The 17,214-nt window shown below is 68.1% G+C and carries 17 protein-coding genes; 10 read left to right on the top strand and 7 right to left on the bottom strand.

Features of this window, described 5'->3' with window-relative positions:
• Nucleotides 1-8: 8 nt before the first annotated feature.
• Nucleotides 9-1,349: a DUF3100 domain-containing protein gene (locus ACN9MV_RS00690; protein ID WP_093174809.1), complete on the bottom strand. Its 1,341-nt coding sequence runs from the start codon at nucleotides 1,347-1,349 to the stop codon at nucleotides 9-11.
• 141 nt (nucleotides 1,350-1,490) lie between these two features.
• Between ACN9MV_RS00690 and ACN9MV_RS00685 the strand changes: the two genes are divergently transcribed.
• Nucleotides 1,491-2,477, top strand: coding sequence for a LysR family transcriptional regulator (locus ACN9MV_RS00685; RefSeq protein WP_426391011.1), 987 nt, complete (start codon nucleotides 1,491-1,493; stop codon nucleotides 2,475-2,477).
• 47 nt (nucleotides 2,478-2,524) lie between these two features.
• Complete coding sequence (locus ACN9MV_RS00680; RefSeq protein WP_426391010.1) at nucleotides 2,525-2,983, top strand: CopD family protein; 459 nt, start codon at nucleotides 2,525-2,527, stop codon at nucleotides 2,981-2,983.
• 11 nt (nucleotides 2,984-2,994) lie between these two features.
• Here ACN9MV_RS00680 and ACN9MV_RS00675 read toward each other — a convergent pair whose 3' ends face one another.
• From ACN9MV_RS00675 to ACN9MV_RS00660, 4 genes are all read right to left on the bottom strand, one after another.
• Nucleotides 2,995-3,414, bottom strand: a complete 420-nt coding sequence (locus ACN9MV_RS00675) for an organic hydroperoxide resistance protein (RefSeq protein ID WP_093057033.1) — start codon at nucleotides 3,412-3,414, stop codon at nucleotides 2,995-2,997.
• Nucleotides 3,415-3,572: 158 nt separating this feature from the next.
• Nucleotides 3,573-4,004, bottom strand: a complete 432-nt coding sequence (locus ACN9MV_RS00670; RefSeq protein WP_093057034.1) for a VOC family protein — start codon at nucleotides 4,002-4,004, stop codon at nucleotides 3,573-3,575.
• 13 nt (nucleotides 4,005-4,017) lie between these two features.
• Nucleotides 4,018-5,256 carry a CaiB/BaiF CoA transferase family protein gene (locus ACN9MV_RS00665; protein ID WP_426391009.1) on the bottom strand — a complete coding sequence of 413 codons (1,239 nt, stop codon included), beginning with the start codon at nucleotides 5,254-5,256 and terminating at the stop codon, nucleotides 4,018-4,020.
• A gap of 8 nt (nucleotides 5,257-5,264) precedes the next feature.
• On the bottom strand, nucleotides 5,265-6,464 hold the full coding sequence (locus ACN9MV_RS00660) for an acyl-CoA dehydrogenase (protein ID WP_093057036.1): 1,200 nt from the start codon (nucleotides 6,462-6,464) through the stop codon (nucleotides 5,265-5,267).
• 187 nt (nucleotides 6,465-6,651) lie between these two features.
• Between ACN9MV_RS00660 and ACN9MV_RS00655 the strand changes: the two genes are divergently transcribed.
• The 3 genes from ACN9MV_RS00655 (at nucleotide 6,652) to ACN9MV_RS00645 (ending at nucleotide 10,512) form a co-directional block, all read left to right on the top strand.
• The gene (locus tag ACN9MV_RS00655) at nucleotides 6,652-7,554 is read left to right on the top strand and encodes a LysR substrate-binding domain-containing protein (RefSeq protein ID WP_426391008.1); all 903 of its coding nucleotides are present in this window, start codon (nucleotides 6,652-6,654) and stop codon (nucleotides 7,552-7,554) included.
• Nucleotides 7,555-7,645: 91 nt separating this feature from the next.
• Nucleotides 7,646-8,356 (top strand): 2OG-Fe(II) oxygenase, encoded by a 711-nt coding sequence (locus ACN9MV_RS00650; protein ID WP_426391007.1) that lies wholly within the window; start codon nucleotides 7,646-7,648, stop codon nucleotides 8,354-8,356.
• Nucleotides 8,357-8,574: 218 nt separating this feature from the next.
• Nucleotides 8,575-10,512: an adenylate/guanylate cyclase domain-containing protein gene (locus ACN9MV_RS00645; protein WP_426391006.1), complete on the top strand. Its 1,938-nt coding sequence runs from the start codon at nucleotides 8,575-8,577 to the stop codon at nucleotides 10,510-10,512.
• Here ACN9MV_RS00645 and ACN9MV_RS00640 read toward each other — a convergent pair.
• Nucleotides 10,509-10,952 carry a YbaY family lipoprotein gene (locus ACN9MV_RS00640; protein ID WP_256216736.1) on the bottom strand — a complete coding sequence of 148 codons (444 nt, stop codon included), beginning with the start codon at nucleotides 10,950-10,952 and terminating at the stop codon, nucleotides 10,509-10,511. The two genes, ACN9MV_RS00645 and ACN9MV_RS00640, sit on opposite strands and share 4 nt — an antisense overlap.
• Before the next feature lie 7 nt (nucleotides 10,953-10,959).
• Nucleotides 10,960-12,966, bottom strand: coding sequence for an acetoacetate--CoA ligase (locus ACN9MV_RS00635; protein ID WP_426391005.1), 2,007 nt, complete (start codon nucleotides 12,964-12,966; stop codon nucleotides 10,960-10,962).
• A gap of 100 nt (nucleotides 12,967-13,066) precedes the next feature.
• Between ACN9MV_RS00635 and ACN9MV_RS00630 the strand changes: the two genes are divergently transcribed.
• The 5 genes from ACN9MV_RS00630 to ACN9MV_RS00610 are packed head-to-tail and all read left to right on the top strand — an operon-like array spanning nucleotide 13,067 to nucleotide 17,159.
• Nucleotides 13,067-13,813, top strand: coding sequence for a TetR/AcrR family transcriptional regulator (locus ACN9MV_RS00630; protein ID WP_093174788.1), 747 nt, complete (start codon nucleotides 13,067-13,069; stop codon nucleotides 13,811-13,813).
• The gene (locus ACN9MV_RS00625) at nucleotides 13,810-14,754 is read left to right on the top strand and encodes an ABC transporter substrate-binding protein (RefSeq protein ID WP_426391004.1); all 945 of its coding nucleotides are present in this window, start codon (nucleotides 13,810-13,812) and stop codon (nucleotides 14,752-14,754) included. The genes ACN9MV_RS00630 and ACN9MV_RS00625 overlap by 4 nt, the downstream gene beginning before the upstream one ends.
• Entirely contained in the window at nucleotides 14,751-15,608 is an 858-nt protein-coding gene (locus tag ACN9MV_RS00620) for an ABC transporter ATP-binding protein (RefSeq protein WP_097197492.1), read from the top strand. The genes ACN9MV_RS00625 and ACN9MV_RS00620 overlap by 4 nt, the downstream gene beginning before the upstream one ends.
• Entirely contained in the window at nucleotides 15,601-16,371 is a 771-nt protein-coding gene (locus ACN9MV_RS00615; protein ID WP_093076568.1) for an ABC transporter permease, read from the top strand. The genes ACN9MV_RS00620 and ACN9MV_RS00615 overlap by 8 nt, the downstream gene beginning before the upstream one ends.
• A complete protein-coding gene (locus ACN9MV_RS00610; protein WP_093174783.1) occupies nucleotides 16,368-17,159 on the top strand; it encodes an ABC transporter permease in 792 nt (263 codons plus the stop codon). The genes ACN9MV_RS00615 and ACN9MV_RS00610 overlap by 4 nt, the downstream gene beginning before the upstream one ends.
• Nucleotides 17,160-17,214 lie beyond the last annotated feature (55 nt).

Below are 17,214 nucleotides of genomic sequence, written 5' to 3'. Positions count from 1 at the left end.
GTGGGTTGTCAGTGGAAGAATTCGGCGATGAGGGTCGCACCGAGAAAGGTACCGGCCGTGGCGGTGAGCGACACCACCACGATGCGCCAGCCCAGCTGGCGGAACACCGGCAAATCTTTCGCGACGGAGAAGCCGGCCAGCGCGAGCACCGGCGTCGTGAAGGCAAGGAAGTTGAGCTTGGCGGTGAGCGCGATCAGCGCGTCGGAGAACGGGAACAGGCCCGGAATGCCCACCACCGTGGCCACCACCGACAGCACCAGCACCATCGGCAGGCGCGGCACGAGGCGCTTGATGCCCTCGACCACCAGCGCGATCGCCACCACCACAGCCATGCCTTCGAGCGAGACCAGCATCGGCACCTTGTAGGTCAGCGAATTGCCGATGAGCACGCCGCCACCCACCACCGCCCAGGCGATGAGCGTGTCGCGCAATGGCAAGGCACCGCCATGCGCCACGCTGACCTGCGACACGGCGCCCGTGCCTGCCGAGTCCTGCGCGCCGCGCTTCGAGAAGCGACCCAGCACCGGCTCCAGCTTGCCGTAGAGCCATGAGCACAACGGCAGCGACAGGAACAGCGTGAAGTAGAAGCCGGCCACGGTGGTCAGCAGGTTCGACGCGGCAGCGATGGCGGTGAGCTGCGGCAGCATCTCGGCCGGCTGCTGCGCGGCGATGGCGCCCAGCGCCGCGGCCATCAGGCTGCCCGAGCCCACGCCGGCGCCCATGGCCAGCGAGCGCGGATCGAAGATGTGCAGGCTGGCGATGAAGCCCGCCAGCACCGCGATGAAAAGCGCGCCCAGCACCGTGCCGGTGATGTACTCGGCCAGCACGCCGCGGCCTTCGGGCGAGGCCATGCCGTATTTCTCTCCGATGATCACGAGGTTGCCCTCGCGGCCCACCGAGAAGGTGGCGCCCACCGCCTCGCGCTTGATGCCCAGCAGCAGCGCCAGCGGCAGGCCCAGCGCCAGAGTACCCAGCGCATGGCCGAACTCCTGGAACAGCAGCGCCCAGCCGGCCTGCTTGACCTGCGGCAACGCGGCACCGACCGTGAGGCCCAGCTTCACCACGAACAGCAGCAGGCCCGCATTCAGCAAGCCGCCGGCAAACGACTGCTCGGCAGTCGCCACGCGCGCCACGCCCGGCACACGGCTGTGCGCGATGCCCCATGCGGCTGCGATCAGCAGCGCCCACAGCATCGGCAGCAGCGCCACCTTGCCCGGGCCGACGCTGAACTGCACCGGGCCGATGAGCTCGGCCACGGCCACGATGGCCAGGGTTACGAGCGCGAGCTTGAGTTTTCCGGAGGCGCTGGAGGGCGCGGCAGCGGCAAGGACGGAGGCGGCAGAGGTCATGGGTGGGGCGTCTTTTCGTGGCGCAGTACCTGCGGGGTGCCGGCGAGTTTCGGCTTGCAGGTCTATTGCATCAATGACCGTAAATCGGGATATTCGATGCATTGAATGCAACACTCACCACGAACTTCAGGAGACCGGGCCATGGACGACAAGCTCGACACGCGCCGCGTGCGCTACTTCATGCAGGTGCTCGACAGCGGTTCGGTGCGCGGCGCCGCCGACGTGCTCGACATGGACCCTTCGGCCGTGAGCCGCGCCATCGGCATCCTCGAACAGGAGTGCGGCGTGCCGCTGCTGGAGCGCCACGGCCGTGGCGTGGTGCCCACCGATGCGGGCGAGATGCTGGCTGGCTACGTGCGGCGCCAGAACAGCCAGAAGCAGCACCTGATGGCGCAGATGGACAGCATCCGCAAGATCGAGCGCGGCCACATCGACGTCGTGGCCGGTGAGGGGTACGTCGACTGGCTCATGCGCCACAGCCTGCGAGACTTCATGACCACGCACCCGAAGATCACCATCGACCTCGACGTGGCGAGCACCGACGAGATCGTGCAGCGCGTGGTCGAGGAACGCGCCCACATCGGCATGCTGTTCCAGCCGCCGAAGGACGACAGGCTCACCTCCCACCAGTCGCACTCGCAGCCGATCCAGGCGCTGGTGCTGGCCACGCACCCGCTCGCGCAGCTGGGCCGTCCGCTGAAGCTGGCCGACCTGCTGCCCTACCCGGGCGCCACGCTGCACCGCAACTTCGGCGTGCGCCAGCACATCGAGGCGGCCGAGGTCAGCGAAGGCGTGCGGCTGCCATCGCTGCTGACCACCACCTCGTTCAGCGCGCTCGGCCACTTCGTGTCGGCCGGGCTGGGCTATGCGCTGGGCACGCGCATCTCGCTCACGCCGAACGCCACCAACCCCGAACTGGTCGAGCTGCCGATGAAGAACCCGCTGCTGTCGCAGGGCCGCTCGCACATCGTGTCGCGGCACGGGCGCATGCTGTCGCCGGCCGCTTCCGAATTGCTGCGGTGCGTGGTGGCCGACATGCGGCGCTATGCCGATCTGGCCGCCAGCAAGGACAAGCCGGAGAAAGCGGAGAAGCGCGCGGCCTCGCGTGCACGAAGCGCCGCGGCATGAGGCACGACGTTGCGCGCCTCGCCCTTTCGGTGTTCTGATCGGGCCCCATGTCGTACGCCATTCCGCTTTTCATTCACCTGCTCTGCGCCGCCTTCTGGGTCGGCGGCATGGCGACCATGCACTTCGCGGTGCGCCCTTCCGCCGTCGCCACGCTGGAGCCGCCGCTGCGCCTGCGCATGATGGCCGCGACGCTGCGGCGCTTCTTCGTGGGGGTGGATGCATCGGTCACGCTGCTGTTCGTGACCGGCGTGGCGATGATCCTCTCGACGGGCGGCTTCCGCGGCCTGCACTGGCGCATCGAGGCGATGATGAGCATCGCGATCGTGATGGCCGCCATCTACGTCTACATCCGCGCCTCGGTGTTCAGGGCAATGCGGCGCGCGGTGGAAGAAAGCGCCTGGCCGGTGGCGGCCGCGCGGCTCAACACCGTGCGCAAGCTGGTGATGGTGAACCTGGTGTTGGGCGTGATCGTGTTCGGAGTGGCGACCATCGGGCGGGCTGGCTGAGGCTGCGGCGCTCAGACCAGGTTGAGCTCGACGTCGATGTTGCCGCGCGTGAGCTTGGAGTACGGGCAGGTCTGGTGCGCGGCGTCGACCACAGCGCGGGCGGTTTCGCGCTCGAGGCCCGGCAGGCTCACGTTCAGGCGCGCGCGCAGGAAGTACTGGCCGTCTTCGTTGGCAAGGTCGACCTCGGCATCGACGGCCAGGTCGGCGGGCAGCTTGATCTTCATCGCGCCGGCCGCCTTGCCCATCGCGCCGATGAAGCAGGCCGACCAGCCCGCGGCGAACAGCTGCTCGGGGTTGGTGCCCGCGCCAGAGGTGCCGGGCGACGAAAGCCGGATGTCGAGGCGCCCGTCGTCGCTGCGCGATGCGCCGTCGCGCCCGCCGGTGGTGTGGGTCTTGCCGGTGTAGAGGATCTTTGCGGTGGTGGAGCTCATGGGGATTCCTTTCAGGCTCGCCGGAATGGCGATGCATGGATTGAATCGGCGGGCTGTATCCGCGATGTGTCGAGCGGGGCGCACTTTTGCATGCCCGTGTGTGCGGCGGGCGGCCAGACACACTGGCGTACAAAGCGGCCACTCGGTCGAGCCGCAGGTCAGCGAGGAGCGCCCTTGAGCTCGACGGTGTTGCCGTCGGGGTCGGCGATGTAGATCGAGGGGCCATTGCCCTCGGCGCCGAAGTTGTTCTGCACCTCGCCGTTCACCGCTACGCCGTGGGCAGCCATCAGCGCGCGAATGGCGGCTTCGTCGAAAGGCTCGATGCGCAGGCAGATGTGATCGACGTTGCGGCCTTCCACGCCGGCAAGCGCCCCGCCCTGCCTGCCCAGTGGGCCATCGGGCGTGACGAGATCGATCAGGCTCGCGCCGGCGCGCAGGTGCACGAGCCCCAGGTCGTCGCGGCGCTTCTCGATGGCGCAGCCCAGCACGTCGCGGTAGAACGTGATGGCGCGTTCGATGTCCTTCACGCGCAGCACGATGTGGTCGATGCGCAGCACCGAGAACGGTGGCGTGCGCATCGGGCTCGTCATGGCTGCCTGGTGGTCAGACCACGCCGGCCGATCGCAGGGCGTCGAAGCGGGCGGAGTCGATGCCCATTTCCGCCAGCACTTCCTGCGTGTGCTGGCCCAGCGCCGGTGGTGCATGGCGCAGCACGGGCGGCGTGGCCGTCAGCCGCAGCGGGCTCGCCACGCCCGTGATGCTGGCGATGCCGTCGCCCGCATCGCGCGGCAACGTGACCGCAAGGCCGCGCGCCTTGACTTGCGCGTCATCGAAGGCCTGGGCAATGTCGTTGATCGGGCCGCAGGGCACGGCCTTGTCTTCGAGCAGCGTGACCCACGCGGCCGTGGTGCGGGTGCGCGTGAGTTCTTCCATCATCGGGATCAGCACCAGGCGGTGCTTCACGCGCAGCGTGTTGGTGGCAAAGCGCGCATCGGTCGCCCATTCCGGATGGCCGGCTGCTTCGCAGAAGCGCGCGAACTGCCCGTTGTTGCCAATGGCCAGCAGCATCGAGCCGTCTTGCGTCGGAAAGTCCTGATACGGCGCGAGGCTCGGGTGCGTGTTGCCCTGGCGTTCGGGCGCCTTGCCGGTGTTGAGGAACGCGCTCGCCTGGTTGGCGAGGATGGCCATGCCCACGTCGAGCAGCGCCATGTCGATGTGCTGGCCTTCGCCGGTGCGGTCGCGCACCTGCAGCGCCGCGAGGATGGCGGTGCTGGCGTAGACGCCGGTGAACAGGTCCGTGAGCGCCACGCCCACGCGCAACGGGCCGCCACCGGGTACGTCATCAGGGCGGCCGGTGATGCTCATCATGCCGGTCATGGCCTGGATCATCAGGTCGTAGCCCGCGCGCTCGGCATAAGGGCCGTCGTGGCCGAAGCCGGTCACGCTGCAGTAGATGAGGCGCGGGTTGGCCGCGCGCAGGCTCTCGTGGTCGAGGCCGTATTGCTTGAGGCCACCGGTCTTGAAGTTCTCCACCACGATGTCGGCCTGCGCCGCCATCTGCCTGAGCAGCGCCTGCCCCTCGGGCGTGGCCATGTCGACCGTGACCGAGCGCTTGTTGCGGTTGCAGGACGTGAAGTAGCTCGCCTGGTCGGTGTCGTTGCCGTCCGCGTCCTTGATGAAGGGCGGACCCCAGGTGCGCGTGTCGTCGCCGACGCCGGGGCGCTCGATCTTGACGACGTCGGCGCCCAGGTCCGCCAGGATCTGCGTGCACCACGGGCCCGCGAGCACGCGGGACAGATCGAGGACTCTGATGCCGTCGAGTGCTGCGGGCTTGTTGCTCATTCGTTCGTTCAGTTGGCGAAGGCTGCGATGCCGGTGATGGCGCGGCCCAGGATGAGCGCGTGGATGTCGTGCGTGCCTTCGTAGGTGTTGACCACTTCCAGGTTCACCAGGTGGCGGGCCACGCCGAATTCGTCGCTGATGCCGTTGCCGCCCATCATGTCGCGCGCCATGCGGGCGATGTCGAGCGACTTGCCGCAGTTGTTGCGCTTCATGATCGAGGTGATTTCCACCGCGGCGATGCCTTCGTCCTTCATGCGGCCCAGGCGCAGGCTGCCTTGCAGGCCCAGCGTGATCTCGGTCTGCATGTCGGCCAGCTTCTTCTGGATGAGCTGGTTGGCGGCAAGCGGGCGGCCGAACTGCTTGCGGTCCAGCGTGTACTGGCGGGCGCGATGCCAGCAGTCTTCGGCGGCGCCGATCGCGCCCCACGAGATGCCGTAGCGGGCGCTGTTCAGGCAGGTGAACGGGCCCTTGAGGCCCTGCACTTCGGGGAAGGCGTTTTCTTCGGGGCAGAACACGCCGTCCATCACGATCTCGCCGGTGATGCTGGCGCGCAGGCCGACCTTGCCGTGGATCGCCGGAGCCGACAGGCCCTTCATGCCCTTCTCAAGCACGAAACCGCGGATGGGGCCGACCGTGCCGCTTTCGCTGACTTCCTTGGCCCACACCACGAACACGTCGGCGATGGGCGAGTTGCTGATCCACATCTTCGAGCCGCTGAGCGAGTAGCCGCCCGGCACCTTCTTGGCACGCGTGGCCATGCTGCCGGGGTCGGAGCCATGGTCGGGCTCGGTCAGGCCGAAGCAGCCGATCCATTCGCCGGTGGCGAGCTTGGGCAGGAACTTCTGCTTTTGCGCTTCGGTGCCGAATTCGAAGATCGGCACCATTACCAGCGAACTCTGCACGCTGGCCATCGAGCGGTAGCCCGAGTCGACGCGCTCGACTTCACGGGCGATCAGGCCGTAAGCCACGTAGTTGAGGCCGGGGCCACCGTACTGCTCGGGGATCGTCGGGCCCAGCAGGCCGAGCGCGCCCATTTCGCGAAAGATGGCGGGGTCGGTTTCGCCGGTGCGGAAGCCTTCGATGACGCGGGGCGCAAGGCGCTCCTGGCAGTAGGCATTGGCCGCGTCGCGGATCATGCGTTCTTCGTCGGTCAGTTGCTGGTCGAGAAGAAGGGGGTCGTCCCAGTGGAATTGCGCTTTGGCGGCCATGTGGCTGTCTCCGGAAATTAGGGGAAAGGTGAAAAGAGGGGGAATGGGGCCGATGCTAGCCATGCGGGGGGCATGACGCAAACGATGATTCCGCACCCAGATATGCGTTCGTAGAATGTCTTGCAAGATGTTCGATCGGCCTCTTCATTGGTGAGGCCAGGGTTTCATACATACACCCGAGGCATACATGCGCCGCAAGATCCCACCCCTGCAAACCCTCGTGTGCTTCGACGCCGCCGCGCGCCACGAGAGCTACACCCGCGCTGCGCAGGAACTGGCGCTCACCCAAAGCGCCGTGTCGCGCCAGATCGGCACGCTCGAAGCCTTCCTCGGCGTGGCGCTGTTCCGCCGCACGCGGCACGGGGTAGCGCTCACGGCCAGCGGCGCGGCCTACGCGCGGCAGATCACCAAGCGGCTGGAAGCGATGGAGCGCGACACGCTCGACGCAATGGCCCACCAGGGCGAAGGCGGCTCGCTCTCGCTGGCGGCCGTGCCCACCTTCGCCACCCGCTGGCTGATGCCGCGCCTGAAGGGCTTCGCGGCGCTGCAGCCCGACGTGGTGGTGCACATCGAGACGCGCACCCGTCCCTTTCTGTTTGCCGACGCCGAGTTCGACGCCGCGCTGTACGCCGGCACGCCCGCGCAGGTAGAGAACTGGGCCGGTACGCGCGCGCTGCTGCTGATGCACGAAGACGTGGTGCCGGTGTGCAGCCCGTCGCTGCTCGCACGCGGCAAGGCCGTAACGCCGGCCGCCATCGCGAAGATGCCGCTGCTGCAGCAAAGCACGCGGCCCGACGGCTGGCGCCAGTGGTTCGACGCGCAGCAGATCGACGCGCCCAACGCGCGCGGTGGTCCGCGCTACGAGCTGTTCTCGATATTGGCCGCGGCCGCGTCGCACGGGCTCGGCGTGGCGCTGATGCCGACGATGCTGGTGGCCGACGAACTGGCACGCGGCGAGCTGGTGGTGGCGTGCGCTCGGCCCCTTTCGGGCGAGCGCAACTACTACCTCGTGACGCCGGAGCGGGCCGATCAGCGGCCGCTGCTGAAGTTCTTCAGCGACTGGCTGCTGGAGCAGGCCCGGCAGGGTTGACGCGCCGCTAGCGCAGCGTGATGCCGAGCGAATCGAAACCCGCGTCCGGAAACGGCGAGCCTCGATGGCTCGCAGGCGGGACACTGGGCGCATGACAAGAAAGCCTTCCCGCATCGATTCGCTCGACTGGCCCCGCATCGAAGCGGACCTCGCCGCCCGCGGCTGCGCCGTCACCGGCCAGCTGTTCACTCCCGAGGAATGCGCCGCGCTCACAGCCATGTACGACGAAGGCCACCGCTTTCGCAGCCGCGTGGTGATGCAGCGCCACGGCTTCGGACAAGGCGAGTACCAATACTTTGCAAACCCGCTGCCGCCCAGGCTCGCCGCATGCCGCAGCGCGCTGTACGAACGCCTCGCGCCGCTGGCCAATGCGTGGGCCGCGGCGATGGGCCAGCCGGCCGACTACCCGCCGGACCACGCCGCGTATCTCGCGCGCTGCCACGCGGCGGGCCAGTTGCGCCCCACCCCGCTGCTGCTGCGCTACGACGAGGGCGACTACAACTGCCTGCACCAGGATCTGTACGGCGACCTGCAGTTTCCGCTGCAGCTCACGGTGCTGCTGAGCAAGCCGGGCGAAGACTTCACCGGCGGCGAGTTCGTGCTGACCGAGCAGCGCCCGCGCATGCAATCGCGCGCCGAGGTGGCGCCGCTCGCGCAGGGCGAGGCGGTGATCTTCGCGGTCAACCAGCGGCCGGTGGCCGGCACGCGCGGCAGCTACCGCGTGACGATGCGCCACGGCGTGAGCCGCGTGCGTTCGGGCCGGCGGCATACGCTGGGCATCATCTTTCACGACGCGCGCTGAAGGGCTGCTCCCACGCGCTTCCACGACTCCGGTCTAGACAGGCCTGAGCCACCGCGGCGCTGTTCAGTACCGCACAGACAGCCGAAGTCGAGCGAAAATCGCGCCCGCCTCCGGCGCCACCAGGATCCCCGACACCAACGATCGAGGCCGTGGCTCACCGAAGGTCGGCCCGCGGCTTCGCTGCAGCGGGTGCATTCGAGTGGTCGTCAGGGAGCTGTATGAACAACAAGAACTCTTCCGGGAATCCGGAAGTGGCTGGAAAGCCGTCGGTCGAAAAATCTGTCACACAACCGGCACCGGCCGGGCGCTCGCGCCGCTTCCGGGTGGACGTGGGCACCATCGTCAGCGTCGTGGCGCTGGCCCAGTCGCTGCTGCTGGTGTCGCTCGGCTACTGGGGCTCGCAGCGGCTGGTGTCGCGCATCGGCGTGTCCGCGCACAAGGCCAACCATGACCGCACCGAAGACAAGGTGCTGGCCTTTCTGCAGAAGGCCGAGTCGGTCATCAACGCGGTGGGCACCGCCCCCAGCCTGCAGCCCGCGGGCGAGCACTCCGAAAGAACGGCGGAGCTGCTCTGGACGCTGCTGCAGCAGTCGCCCGAGCTCGACAGCATCTACGTCAGCAACGAGAAGGGCCAGATGCTGATGGCGCTGCGCTACCCGGTGCCGGCCATGCGCTACATCGAGCGCGGCGCAAGCTCCACCACCGAGACCTGGCAGTACAAGCTGCCGCTGGATGCCGAGGCCGACGTGCAGCAGCGCTATGCCACGCAGCGCCTCGAGTCGTTCCGCAGCAACTACAACCCGACGCAGCGCAGCTGGTACGTGCAGGCATGCAAGGCACAGGGGCCCATCTGGACGCAGCCGTACGTGTTCGCAGCCGCGCAGGAGCTTGGCGTGACCTACGCACTGCCCAGCAAGCGCCGCTACGCCGACAGCAGCGCGCAGGCGCTGGTGGTGGCGGGCGACGTGTCGCTCGGGCGGCTGTCGGAATTCGTGCGCCAGTTCAGCAGCGACGGCTACGGCGACAGCGCGCTGCTGAGCGCCGACTTCCGCGTGCTCGCGCGCAGCGACATGCCGGGCGTGCTGCACGAGCTGCAGCCGCCCAGCGGCGTGCTCGGTGCATTGCATGCGCACATGGTGGCCGACGGCACGGCGGGCGGCGGCACCGACACCGAGTTCTCCTTCACCCACGAAGGCCGCCGTTATCTGGTGCAGGCCTCGCGCATTCCCAGCACCGGCTGGCAACTGGTGAGCTGGGTGCCCGAAGACATGCTGCTGGGCGACCTGCACCGCGCGGTGCTGTGGGGCCTGGCGCTGGCACTGGTCTTCCTGGCGATGGCGTTGTTCATGTCGCTGAAGCTGTCGAAGCTGGTGACTGCGCCGGTGGAGAACCTCTCGCACATCGCGCGCCGCATCGGCCTGCTGGAGCTGGACAACCTGCCGCGCGAACCGAGCCGGGTGCTCGAGATCCAGCACCTCGACCAGGCCCTGGACGACTCGGCGCGCAGCCTGAAGGCCTTCAGCAAGTTCGTGCCGGTGGACGTGATCAACCAGCTGATCGACGCGGGCCACACGCTCGCACCCAGCGGCTCACCGCGGCGCGTGACGGTGATGTTCACCGACGTGGAGGGCTTCACCTCGATCTCGGAGTCGCTCGACACCGACGTGCTGGTGGTCATGCTGACCGAGTACTTCAACCTGGCGACGGGCGTGTTCGCGCGGCACGGCGGCGTGGTCGACAAGTTCATCGGCGACGGCATCATGGTGCTGTGGGGCGCGCCCTCCGACCTGAAGGACGCGGAATACAAGGCCTGCCTGGCCGCGCTGGAACTGCACGTGGAGATGGACGATCTCAACCGCAAGTGGGCGGCACAGGGCCTGCCCGAGTTCCGCACGCGCGTGGGCATCCACACAGGCACGGTGATCGCGGGGGTGCTGGGCTCGAACGACCGGCTGTCGTACACGGCGTTCGGCGACGTGATCAACGTGGCGAGCCGCATCGAGGGCTTCAACAAGCAGCTCGGCACGCAGACGCTGATGTCGGAAACCACCTTCGCCGGGCTCGGCGGCCGGCTTCACACGCGGCGCATCGAGGAGCAGGCGGAACTGCGCGGCCGGCAGACGCGCATGGTGCTCTACGAGCTGATGACTTCCTAGCGCGGAGCCTGGGCGACGCGCACCAGCACCAGGTCGGCGCTGGTGGCGCCGCCTTGCGTGAGCACGGAATACTGCGTGTCGTTGATGAACAGCAGCTGCTCGCCGCGCGAGATGCGCGCCGACACGGCGTAGCGCATGCGCGGGTCGATGCGCGCGGCATCCACCTTCAGCTCGTAGGCAAAGGGCACCTGCTTGCCGTTGGCCTTGATGCGCTGCTCGGCAAGCACGGTCGAGGGCGCGTCCATGCGCGACACGTCGAGCAACTGAACCACGACTTCGGCCGCGGGGTCGAGCGCGATGCGTTCGCGGTAGGTGACGGTGCCGCTCACGCGAAGCTGCGCGGCACCGCCTGCAGCTGGCGAAGAAGGCACTGCGCAAGCGCTCAGCAACGAGGCGCCTGCGATGACGGAGAACATGAGGAGGCTGGTGCGTCTTTTCATGCGGCCATTATGCGGAGGCACTTGCGGAGGCACGCTGTGCGGCAAAGGCCACGTACCAGTCCAGGCTGCCGGGGTTTGCCATCGCCTCGCGGTTGACCACCTTCTCGATGGGCTGGCCCAGCAGCAGCTTCTTGATCGGCAGCTCCTGCTTCTTGCCCGAGAGCGTGCGCGGAATCTCGGCCACCTGGAAGATGTCGTTGGGCACGAAGCGCGGCGACAGCGAAGTCTTGATGGCGTTGTTGAGCCGCGTGCGCATGGCGTCGTCGAGCGACACGCCGGGGCGCAGCACCACGAACAGCGGCATGTAGCTGTCGCGGCCCAGGTATTCGAGGTCGACCACCATCGAGTCGAGTACCTCGGGCAGGCCCTCGACGGCGCTGTAGATCTCGCTGGTGCCCATGCGCAGGCCCTGGCGGTTGATGGTGGCGTCGCTGCGGCCGTAGATGATGCAGCCACCGTCCTCGCCGATCCTGATCCAGTCGCCATGGCGCCACACGCCGGGGTAGGTGTCGAAGTAGCTCGACACGTAGCGCGCATTGCCTTCGTCGCCCCAGAAGTAGAGCGGCATCGACGGAATGGCCTTGGTGCACACCAGCTCGCCGACTTCGCCGATGACCGGCTGGCCCTGCTCGTTCCACGCCTCGACCGCATGGCCGAGTTCGCGGCACTGCATCTGGCCCGGCACTTCGGGCAGGTCGCGGTTGCCGCCGACGAAGGCGCCGCAGAAATCGGTGCCGCCGGAAATGTTGCACCACCACACCTCTTTCGAACCCGCCTCGAGAATCTGCCTGGAGCCCCAGCGCTGAACCTCTTCGGGCAGCGGCGAGCCGGTGCTGCCGAGTGCACGCACACGCGACAGATCGCCGCATTCCTTCGCGACAAGGCCGGCCTTCATGCAGTTGGTGAAGTAGGCCGCGCCCGCGCCAAAGAACGTGACCTTGTGCCGCGCCACGAAGCGCCACAGCACGCTCCAGTCGGGCTTCTCCTTGCTGCCCGCCGGGTTGCCGTCGTAGATGCAGATGGTGGCGCCGAAGGCCATGCCCGAAAGCTGCGAGTTCCACATCACCCAGCCGGTGGAGCTGTACCAGTGGTAGCGCTCGCCGAAGTTGTTGGCGCCGTAGCTCGCGCCCACGTCGTTGTGCAGGCCGCAGGGGTGCATGGTGAGGATGATGCCGCCCTGCCCGTGCACGATGGGCTTGGGCAGGCCGGTGGTGCCGCTCGAATAGACGATCCAGATCGGGTGGTCGAAGGGCAGCCATTCGGGCTCGAAGGCTGCGACCTCGGCACCGTTGCGGTCGATGGCCTGCGCCCAGTCGACGTCATGCGGCACTGCGCTGGCGGCGTACGGCGACTTCACCAGCAGCAGCTTCTGCACGCTCGGCAGCTGGCCCCGCAGCTCCTGCAGCACGGCGCTGCGGTCGAGCGGCTTGCCGCCGTAATGAACACCGTCGACGACGATCAGCACCTTGGGCTCGATCTGGCGGAAGCGGTCGGCCACTGCGGCCGTGCCCATGTCGGGCGCGCACACGCTCCAGATCGCGCCGATGCTGGAGCACGCGAGAAAGGCCACCATGGTCTCGGGCACGTTGGGCATGTAGGCCGCAACGCGATCGCCGCGCTGCACGCCTAGCGACTTGAGCGTGAGCGCCACTGACGCCACCTGGCGGCGCATTTCGGGCCACGACATCTCGCGCACTTCGCCGCGTTCGTTGTCGCTCACGATGGCGGGCATGCCGGCCGCGTGTGCCGCATCGGCATGGCGCAGGACCTCGCGGGCGTAGTTGACCTGGGCGCCCGGGAACCAGCGCGCGCCGGGCATGCGCGATTCGGCGAGCACGGCTGTGTGCGGCGTGGGCGACTCGATGCGGGCGTAGTCCCAGATGCTCTGCCAGAAGGCGTCGAGCTCGGTGACGGACCAGCGCCACAGGGCGTCGTAGCTGTCGAACACGAGGCCGCGCGTCTCGCGCAGCCAGTCTTGATAGAGGCGGATCTGGGGGATGTTGGGAGCGGGCATGGCGCGAGCGTAGCGCTGCGAACGACCGTGCTCAATCGGGGTTGACCTCAGGGTTTGTACGCGTGTTCAATGTTTTTGTACAAGCGTTCAATACGCTCCCATGAGCACCCGCACACCTGCCGCAAGGCGCAGCACCTCGCGCGCTGCGACGCCTTCCCCCGCCGCAGTCGCCATCGCGACTGCGCGGCCCGATCGCAAGCAGGCGATCCTGCTGGCGGCCGAGAAGCTTTTTGCGCAGCACGGCTACCACGTGGTGACGATCCGCCAGATTGCCGAGGAGGCCGGCGTGCCGCTGGCGCTGGTGGGCTACTACTACGGCCAGAAGCACGAGCTGTTTCACGCGATCTTCGAGCACTGGGGCCACTCCATCGAGGCGCGGCTCGCGGGGCTGGCCGCTGTGAACATCGACCCCGACGACGCGCGCACGCTGCCGCGCATCATCGAAGCCTTCACCGCGCCCGTGCTGGCGCTGCGCGCAAGTTCAGAGGGCGAGTACTACGCGCTGCTGGTGGCGCGCGAGCTGTACCACGCCACCGAGGAAGCCGACCGCGTGCTGCGCGCCTACTTCGACCCGCTGGCCGAGGCGTACATTGATGCGCTGCACGTCGCGCTGCCGCATGCCACGCGCAGCCAGGCGGCCTGGGGCTATCAGTTCGCGCTGGGCTCGCTGCTGCACCACCTGAACGACAGCCGCATCGAACGACTCTCGCGCGGCGAGAACACGCGCGCCGACCCGGCCGTGGCACCGATGCTGGTGAGCTTCATCGTCGGCGGCCTGCGCGCCGCGCTGCCGCGGCCCAAGACCCCACGCACGAACAAGACCATCTCCAGGAGACAAAAGCCATGATGAAACGACGCACCCTGCTGTCGGCGCTTGCCGCGACGTCGGCCATTGCCGCGCTGCCTTCGCGCGCCCAGTCCAACCCGAAGATCGTGTTCGGCTACACGGCCGTGACCGACTTCGCCTCGGTGTTCGTGGCGGCCGAAGAGGGCTACTTCAAGAAGCGCAATCTCGAGGTCGAACTTAAGTTCATCCCGCTGAACTCGACGATCCCGGCGGCGCTGCAGTCCGACTCGCTGCAGATCGGCGGGCCCACGCCCTCGGTGTTCCTGCAGGCGGTGGATGGCGGGCTCGACCTGGTGCTGGTAGCCGGCGGCGGCCTCACCTCGAAGACCATCACCGGCTTCGGCCTGGTGGCACGCGCGGGCTCGGGCATCAAGAGCCCGCAGGACTGCGTGGGCAAGAAGATCGGCGTGCCGGGCCTCGGCGCCTTCCTGCACGTGACTTTCCGCGCATGGCTGAAAGACAGCGGCGTGGACTACCGCAAGGTCAACTTCGTCGAGGCTGCATTCCCGCAGCATGCCGACCTGCTGCGCGGCGGCTCGGTCGACGCGGTGGTGTCGGCCGACCCGTTCATGAGCCGCATCACCGAGAGCGGCGCGGGCTACGTGGCTTCGTACTACTCGACCTTCCTGCCCGAGAACAACCAGACCATCGTGCATGCGGCCAAGCGCGAGTGGGTGGCGAAGAATCCAGCGGCGGCGCGCGCCTTTCGCGAAGCACTGGTCGAGTCGGGTGGGTTCATGCAGCAGCCGAAGAACGACGCCAAGGTGCGCGCGGCCATCGGCAAGTACATCAAGCTGCCGCCCGAAGTGCTGGCCAAGGTGCAGATCTCGCCGCCCGGCCCCGTGGTGACGGAAAAGCAGCTCGCCTACTGGACCGGGCTGATGAAAGAGCAAGACATGCTCAAGACGAGCATCGACGTTGCGAAGCTGGTGGCGAAGTGATCTCAGCACCTGCCCCCATCACCGCACGCGCCGCACTGTCAGCGAGCGCCTTTCATTCGCCGGCCAGCCCCACGATGCAAGCCACTCCCTTCCTGCGCTTCGACGGCGTGACCATCCGCCTCGGCGGGCGCGAGATTCTGTCGCCCACTTCGTTCGACGTGGCGCGTGGCGAGTTCGTCTGCATCGTCGGCCCCAGCGGCTGCGGCAAGACCACGCTGCTGCGCGCGGCCAGCGGGCTCGTCACCGCGAGCGCGGGCGAGGTGCGGCGCAACGGCGTGAAGATGACCGAGCCTTCGCGCGAAGTCGCTTTCGTGTTCCAGGACTACGGCCGCGCGCTGCTGCCGTGGCGCACGGTGGAAGGCAATGTGAGCCTTGCGCTGGAGGCGGCTGGCGTGCCCGCCGTCGAACGCGCGCCGCGCATCGCCGACGTGCTTGGCAAGGTCGGCCTCGCGAAGCATGCGCAGAAGTTTCCGGTGCAGCTGTCGGGCGGCATGCAGCAGCGCGCGCAGATTGCACGCTGCCTCGCGCAGAAGCCCGAGCTGATGATGATGGACGAGCCCTTCGGCGCGCTCGACGCGCTCACGCGGCAGAGCCTGCAGGACGAGCTCGCGCGACTGGTGCGTGACGACGGGCTCACGGTGCTGTTCGTCACGCACGACCTGGAAGAGGCCATCTACCTCGGTGACCGCGTGATCGCGTTGCAGGCCAACCCGGGGCCGGGGCGGCCGAGTCTCGCGCGGATGATCGACGTGAAGATCCCCCGGCCGCGCGACCAGCTTACGACGAAGGAGCATCCTGAGTACCTGCAGTTGCGGCGTGAACTGTTCGCCTTCATCGAGCAGGGCCATGACTGAGAACCGCCTCTTCCGCTGGCTGCGGCCGTGGGTGTTTCCGGTGGTGCTCGTCGGAGCCTTCGAGTGGTACGCGCGACGTGCAGCCGCGCTGGGCAGCGATGCGCTCGCGCCACCGAGTGCGGCGGCCAAGGCTTTCGTCGGCGCGGCCATGGACGGCTCGCTCTGGCAGGCCACCGGCTTCACGCTCGGCACCGCGGCACTTGGTTTGCTGCTGGGCGCTGTGCTCGGCATCGCATTGGGCCTGGTGCTCGGACTCTCGCGCCGCGCGGCGCAGCTCGGCTCCGTCTCCATCGAGGTGCTGCGCCCGGTGCCTTCGGTCGCGCTGATCCCGCTCGCGATGCTGACCTTCGGCTTCGGCGTGCGCATGGAACTGGCCATCGTGGCGTTTGCCACCTTCTGGCCGCTGCTGGTGCTGGTGCAGTCGGCGGTGCAGCAGATCGAGCCGCGGTTGCTCGAAGTCAGCCGCGTGCTGGGCCTGTCGGCGCGTGAGCGGGCCTTCAAGATCGTGCTGCCGGCCATCGTGCCGCGCCTGTTCGTCGCGCTGCGGCTGGGCGTGGCGGTGGCGCTGGTGGTAGCCGTGACGGTGGAGATCGCGGCCAACCCGAACGGCATGGGCTACGCGATGATGATCGCGCAGCAGAGCTTCGACCCCGCGCTGATGCTCGCCTGGCTGGGCTGGATCGGGGTGGTGGGCTTCGCAGTCAATGCGGGCATGCTGCTGTTGCAGCGCGTGGTGTCGCGGCGCATGGGGGTGCCGTCATGAGCGGCAACAACAACGATCGCACCGGCCTGAACTGGCTCGGCTCGCTGGGCGTGTTGCTCGCGCTCATCGCGCTGTGGTGGGTCGCGAGCAACGCGGGCTGGGTCAGCCGCGTGTTCCTGCCGACGCCGCAGGCTACCTTCTCCAGCCTGCTCGAAGGACTCAACCTCTCCGGCGAAGGCGGCAACGGCGAACTGCTCGGCTTCACGCAGGCCACGGTGGGCCGGATGATCGAGGGCTGGCTGCTCGCTTCGCTCTTCGGCGTGCTGCTGGGCGCGGCCATCGGCGTGTCGCCCTCGGTGCGTGCGTGGGTGCAGCCGACGCTGGAATTCATTCGCCCCCTGCCCGCCTCGGCGCTGCTGCCGCTGGCGATTTCGATCTTCGGGCTGAACCCCGGCATGGTGCTCTTCGTGGTCGCCTTCGGCGCGATGTGGCCGGTGCTGCTGGCCACGGTGCACGGCTTCGCGGCGGTGGAGCCGCGCCTGTCGGAAGTGGCGCGCTGCCTGCAGATGTCGCGCGCGGCGTACATCTGGAAGATGGGCCTGCCCAATGCGATGCCCGACATCCTGGCCGGCATGCGGCTCGCGCTGACCATTGCGCTGATCGTCGCGGTGGTGGGCGAAATGATCGCCTCGCAAAGCGGCCTGGGCCAGGCCATTCTGCTGGCAGCACGCGCCTTTCGCGCCAGCGACCTGTTCGCCGGCATCGTGCTGCTCGGGCTCATCGGCTTCGCGAGCAACGCGCTGCTGGCCTTTGCCGAGAAACGCCTGCTGCGTTGGCAGCAGCCCTGATTCCTTCCTCTTCTCTTTCCCTCTCTTTCCTTTTCTTCCAACACGAACACCCCAC

The sequence above is a fragment of the Variovorax sp. R-27 genome (genome assembly GCF_049913215.1).
Lineage (GTDB): Bacteria > Pseudomonadota > Gammaproteobacteria > Burkholderiales > Burkholderiaceae_C > Variovorax.
This window is presented reverse-complemented; position numbering and strand designations above follow the sequence as displayed.

Coding starts and splice junctions, on each gene's coding strand:
- ACN9MV_RS00690 (WP_093174809.1), bottom strand. CDS start 1,349: ATGACCTCTGCCGCCTCCGTCCTTGCCGCTGCCGCGCCCTCCAGCGCC.
- ACN9MV_RS00685 (WP_426391011.1), top strand. CDS start 1,491: ATGGACGACAAGCTCGACACGCGCCGCGTGCGCTACTTCATGCAGGTG.
- ACN9MV_RS00680 (WP_426391010.1), top strand. CDS start 2,525: ATGTCGTACGCCATTCCGCTTTTCATTCACCTGCTCTGCGCCGCCTTC.
- ACN9MV_RS00675 (WP_093057033.1), bottom strand. CDS start 3,414: ATGAGCTCCACCACCGCAAAGATCCTCTACACCGGCAAGACCCACACC.
- ACN9MV_RS00670 (WP_093057034.1), bottom strand. CDS start 4,004: ATGACGAGCCCGATGCGCACGCCACCGTTCTCGGTGCTGCGCATCGAC.
- ACN9MV_RS00665 (WP_426391009.1), bottom strand. CDS start 5,256: ATGAGCAACAAGCCCGCAGCACTCGACGGCATCAGAGTCCTCGATCTG.
- ACN9MV_RS00660 (WP_093057036.1), bottom strand. CDS start 6,464: ATGGCCGCCAAAGCGCAATTCCACTGGGACGACCCCCTTCTTCTCGAC.
- ACN9MV_RS00655 (WP_426391008.1), top strand. CDS start 6,652: ATGCGCCGCAAGATCCCACCCCTGCAAACCCTCGTGTGCTTCGACGCC.
- ACN9MV_RS00650 (WP_426391007.1), top strand. CDS start 7,646: ATGACAAGAAAGCCTTCCCGCATCGATTCGCTCGACTGGCCCCGCATC.
- ACN9MV_RS00645 (WP_426391006.1), top strand. CDS start 8,575: ATGAACAACAAGAACTCTTCCGGGAATCCGGAAGTGGCTGGAAAGCCG.
- ACN9MV_RS00640 (WP_256216736.1), bottom strand. CDS start 10,952: ATGAAAAGACGCACCAGCCTCCTCATGTTCTCCGTCATCGCAGGCGCC.
- ACN9MV_RS00635 (WP_426391005.1), bottom strand. CDS start 12,966: ATGCCCGCTCCCAACATCCCCCAGATCCGCCTCTATCAAGACTGGCTG.
- ACN9MV_RS00630 (WP_093174788.1), top strand. CDS start 13,067: ATGAGCACCCGCACACCTGCCGCAAGGCGCAGCACCTCGCGCGCTGCG.
- ACN9MV_RS00625 (WP_426391004.1), top strand. CDS start 13,810: ATGATGAAACGACGCACCCTGCTGTCGGCGCTTGCCGCGACGTCGGCC.
- ACN9MV_RS00615 (WP_093076568.1), top strand. CDS start 15,601: ATGACTGAGAACCGCCTCTTCCGCTGGCTGCGGCCGTGGGTGTTTCCG.
- ACN9MV_RS00610 (WP_093174783.1), top strand. CDS start 16,368: ATGAGCGGCAACAACAACGATCGCACCGGCCTGAACTGGCTCGGCTCG.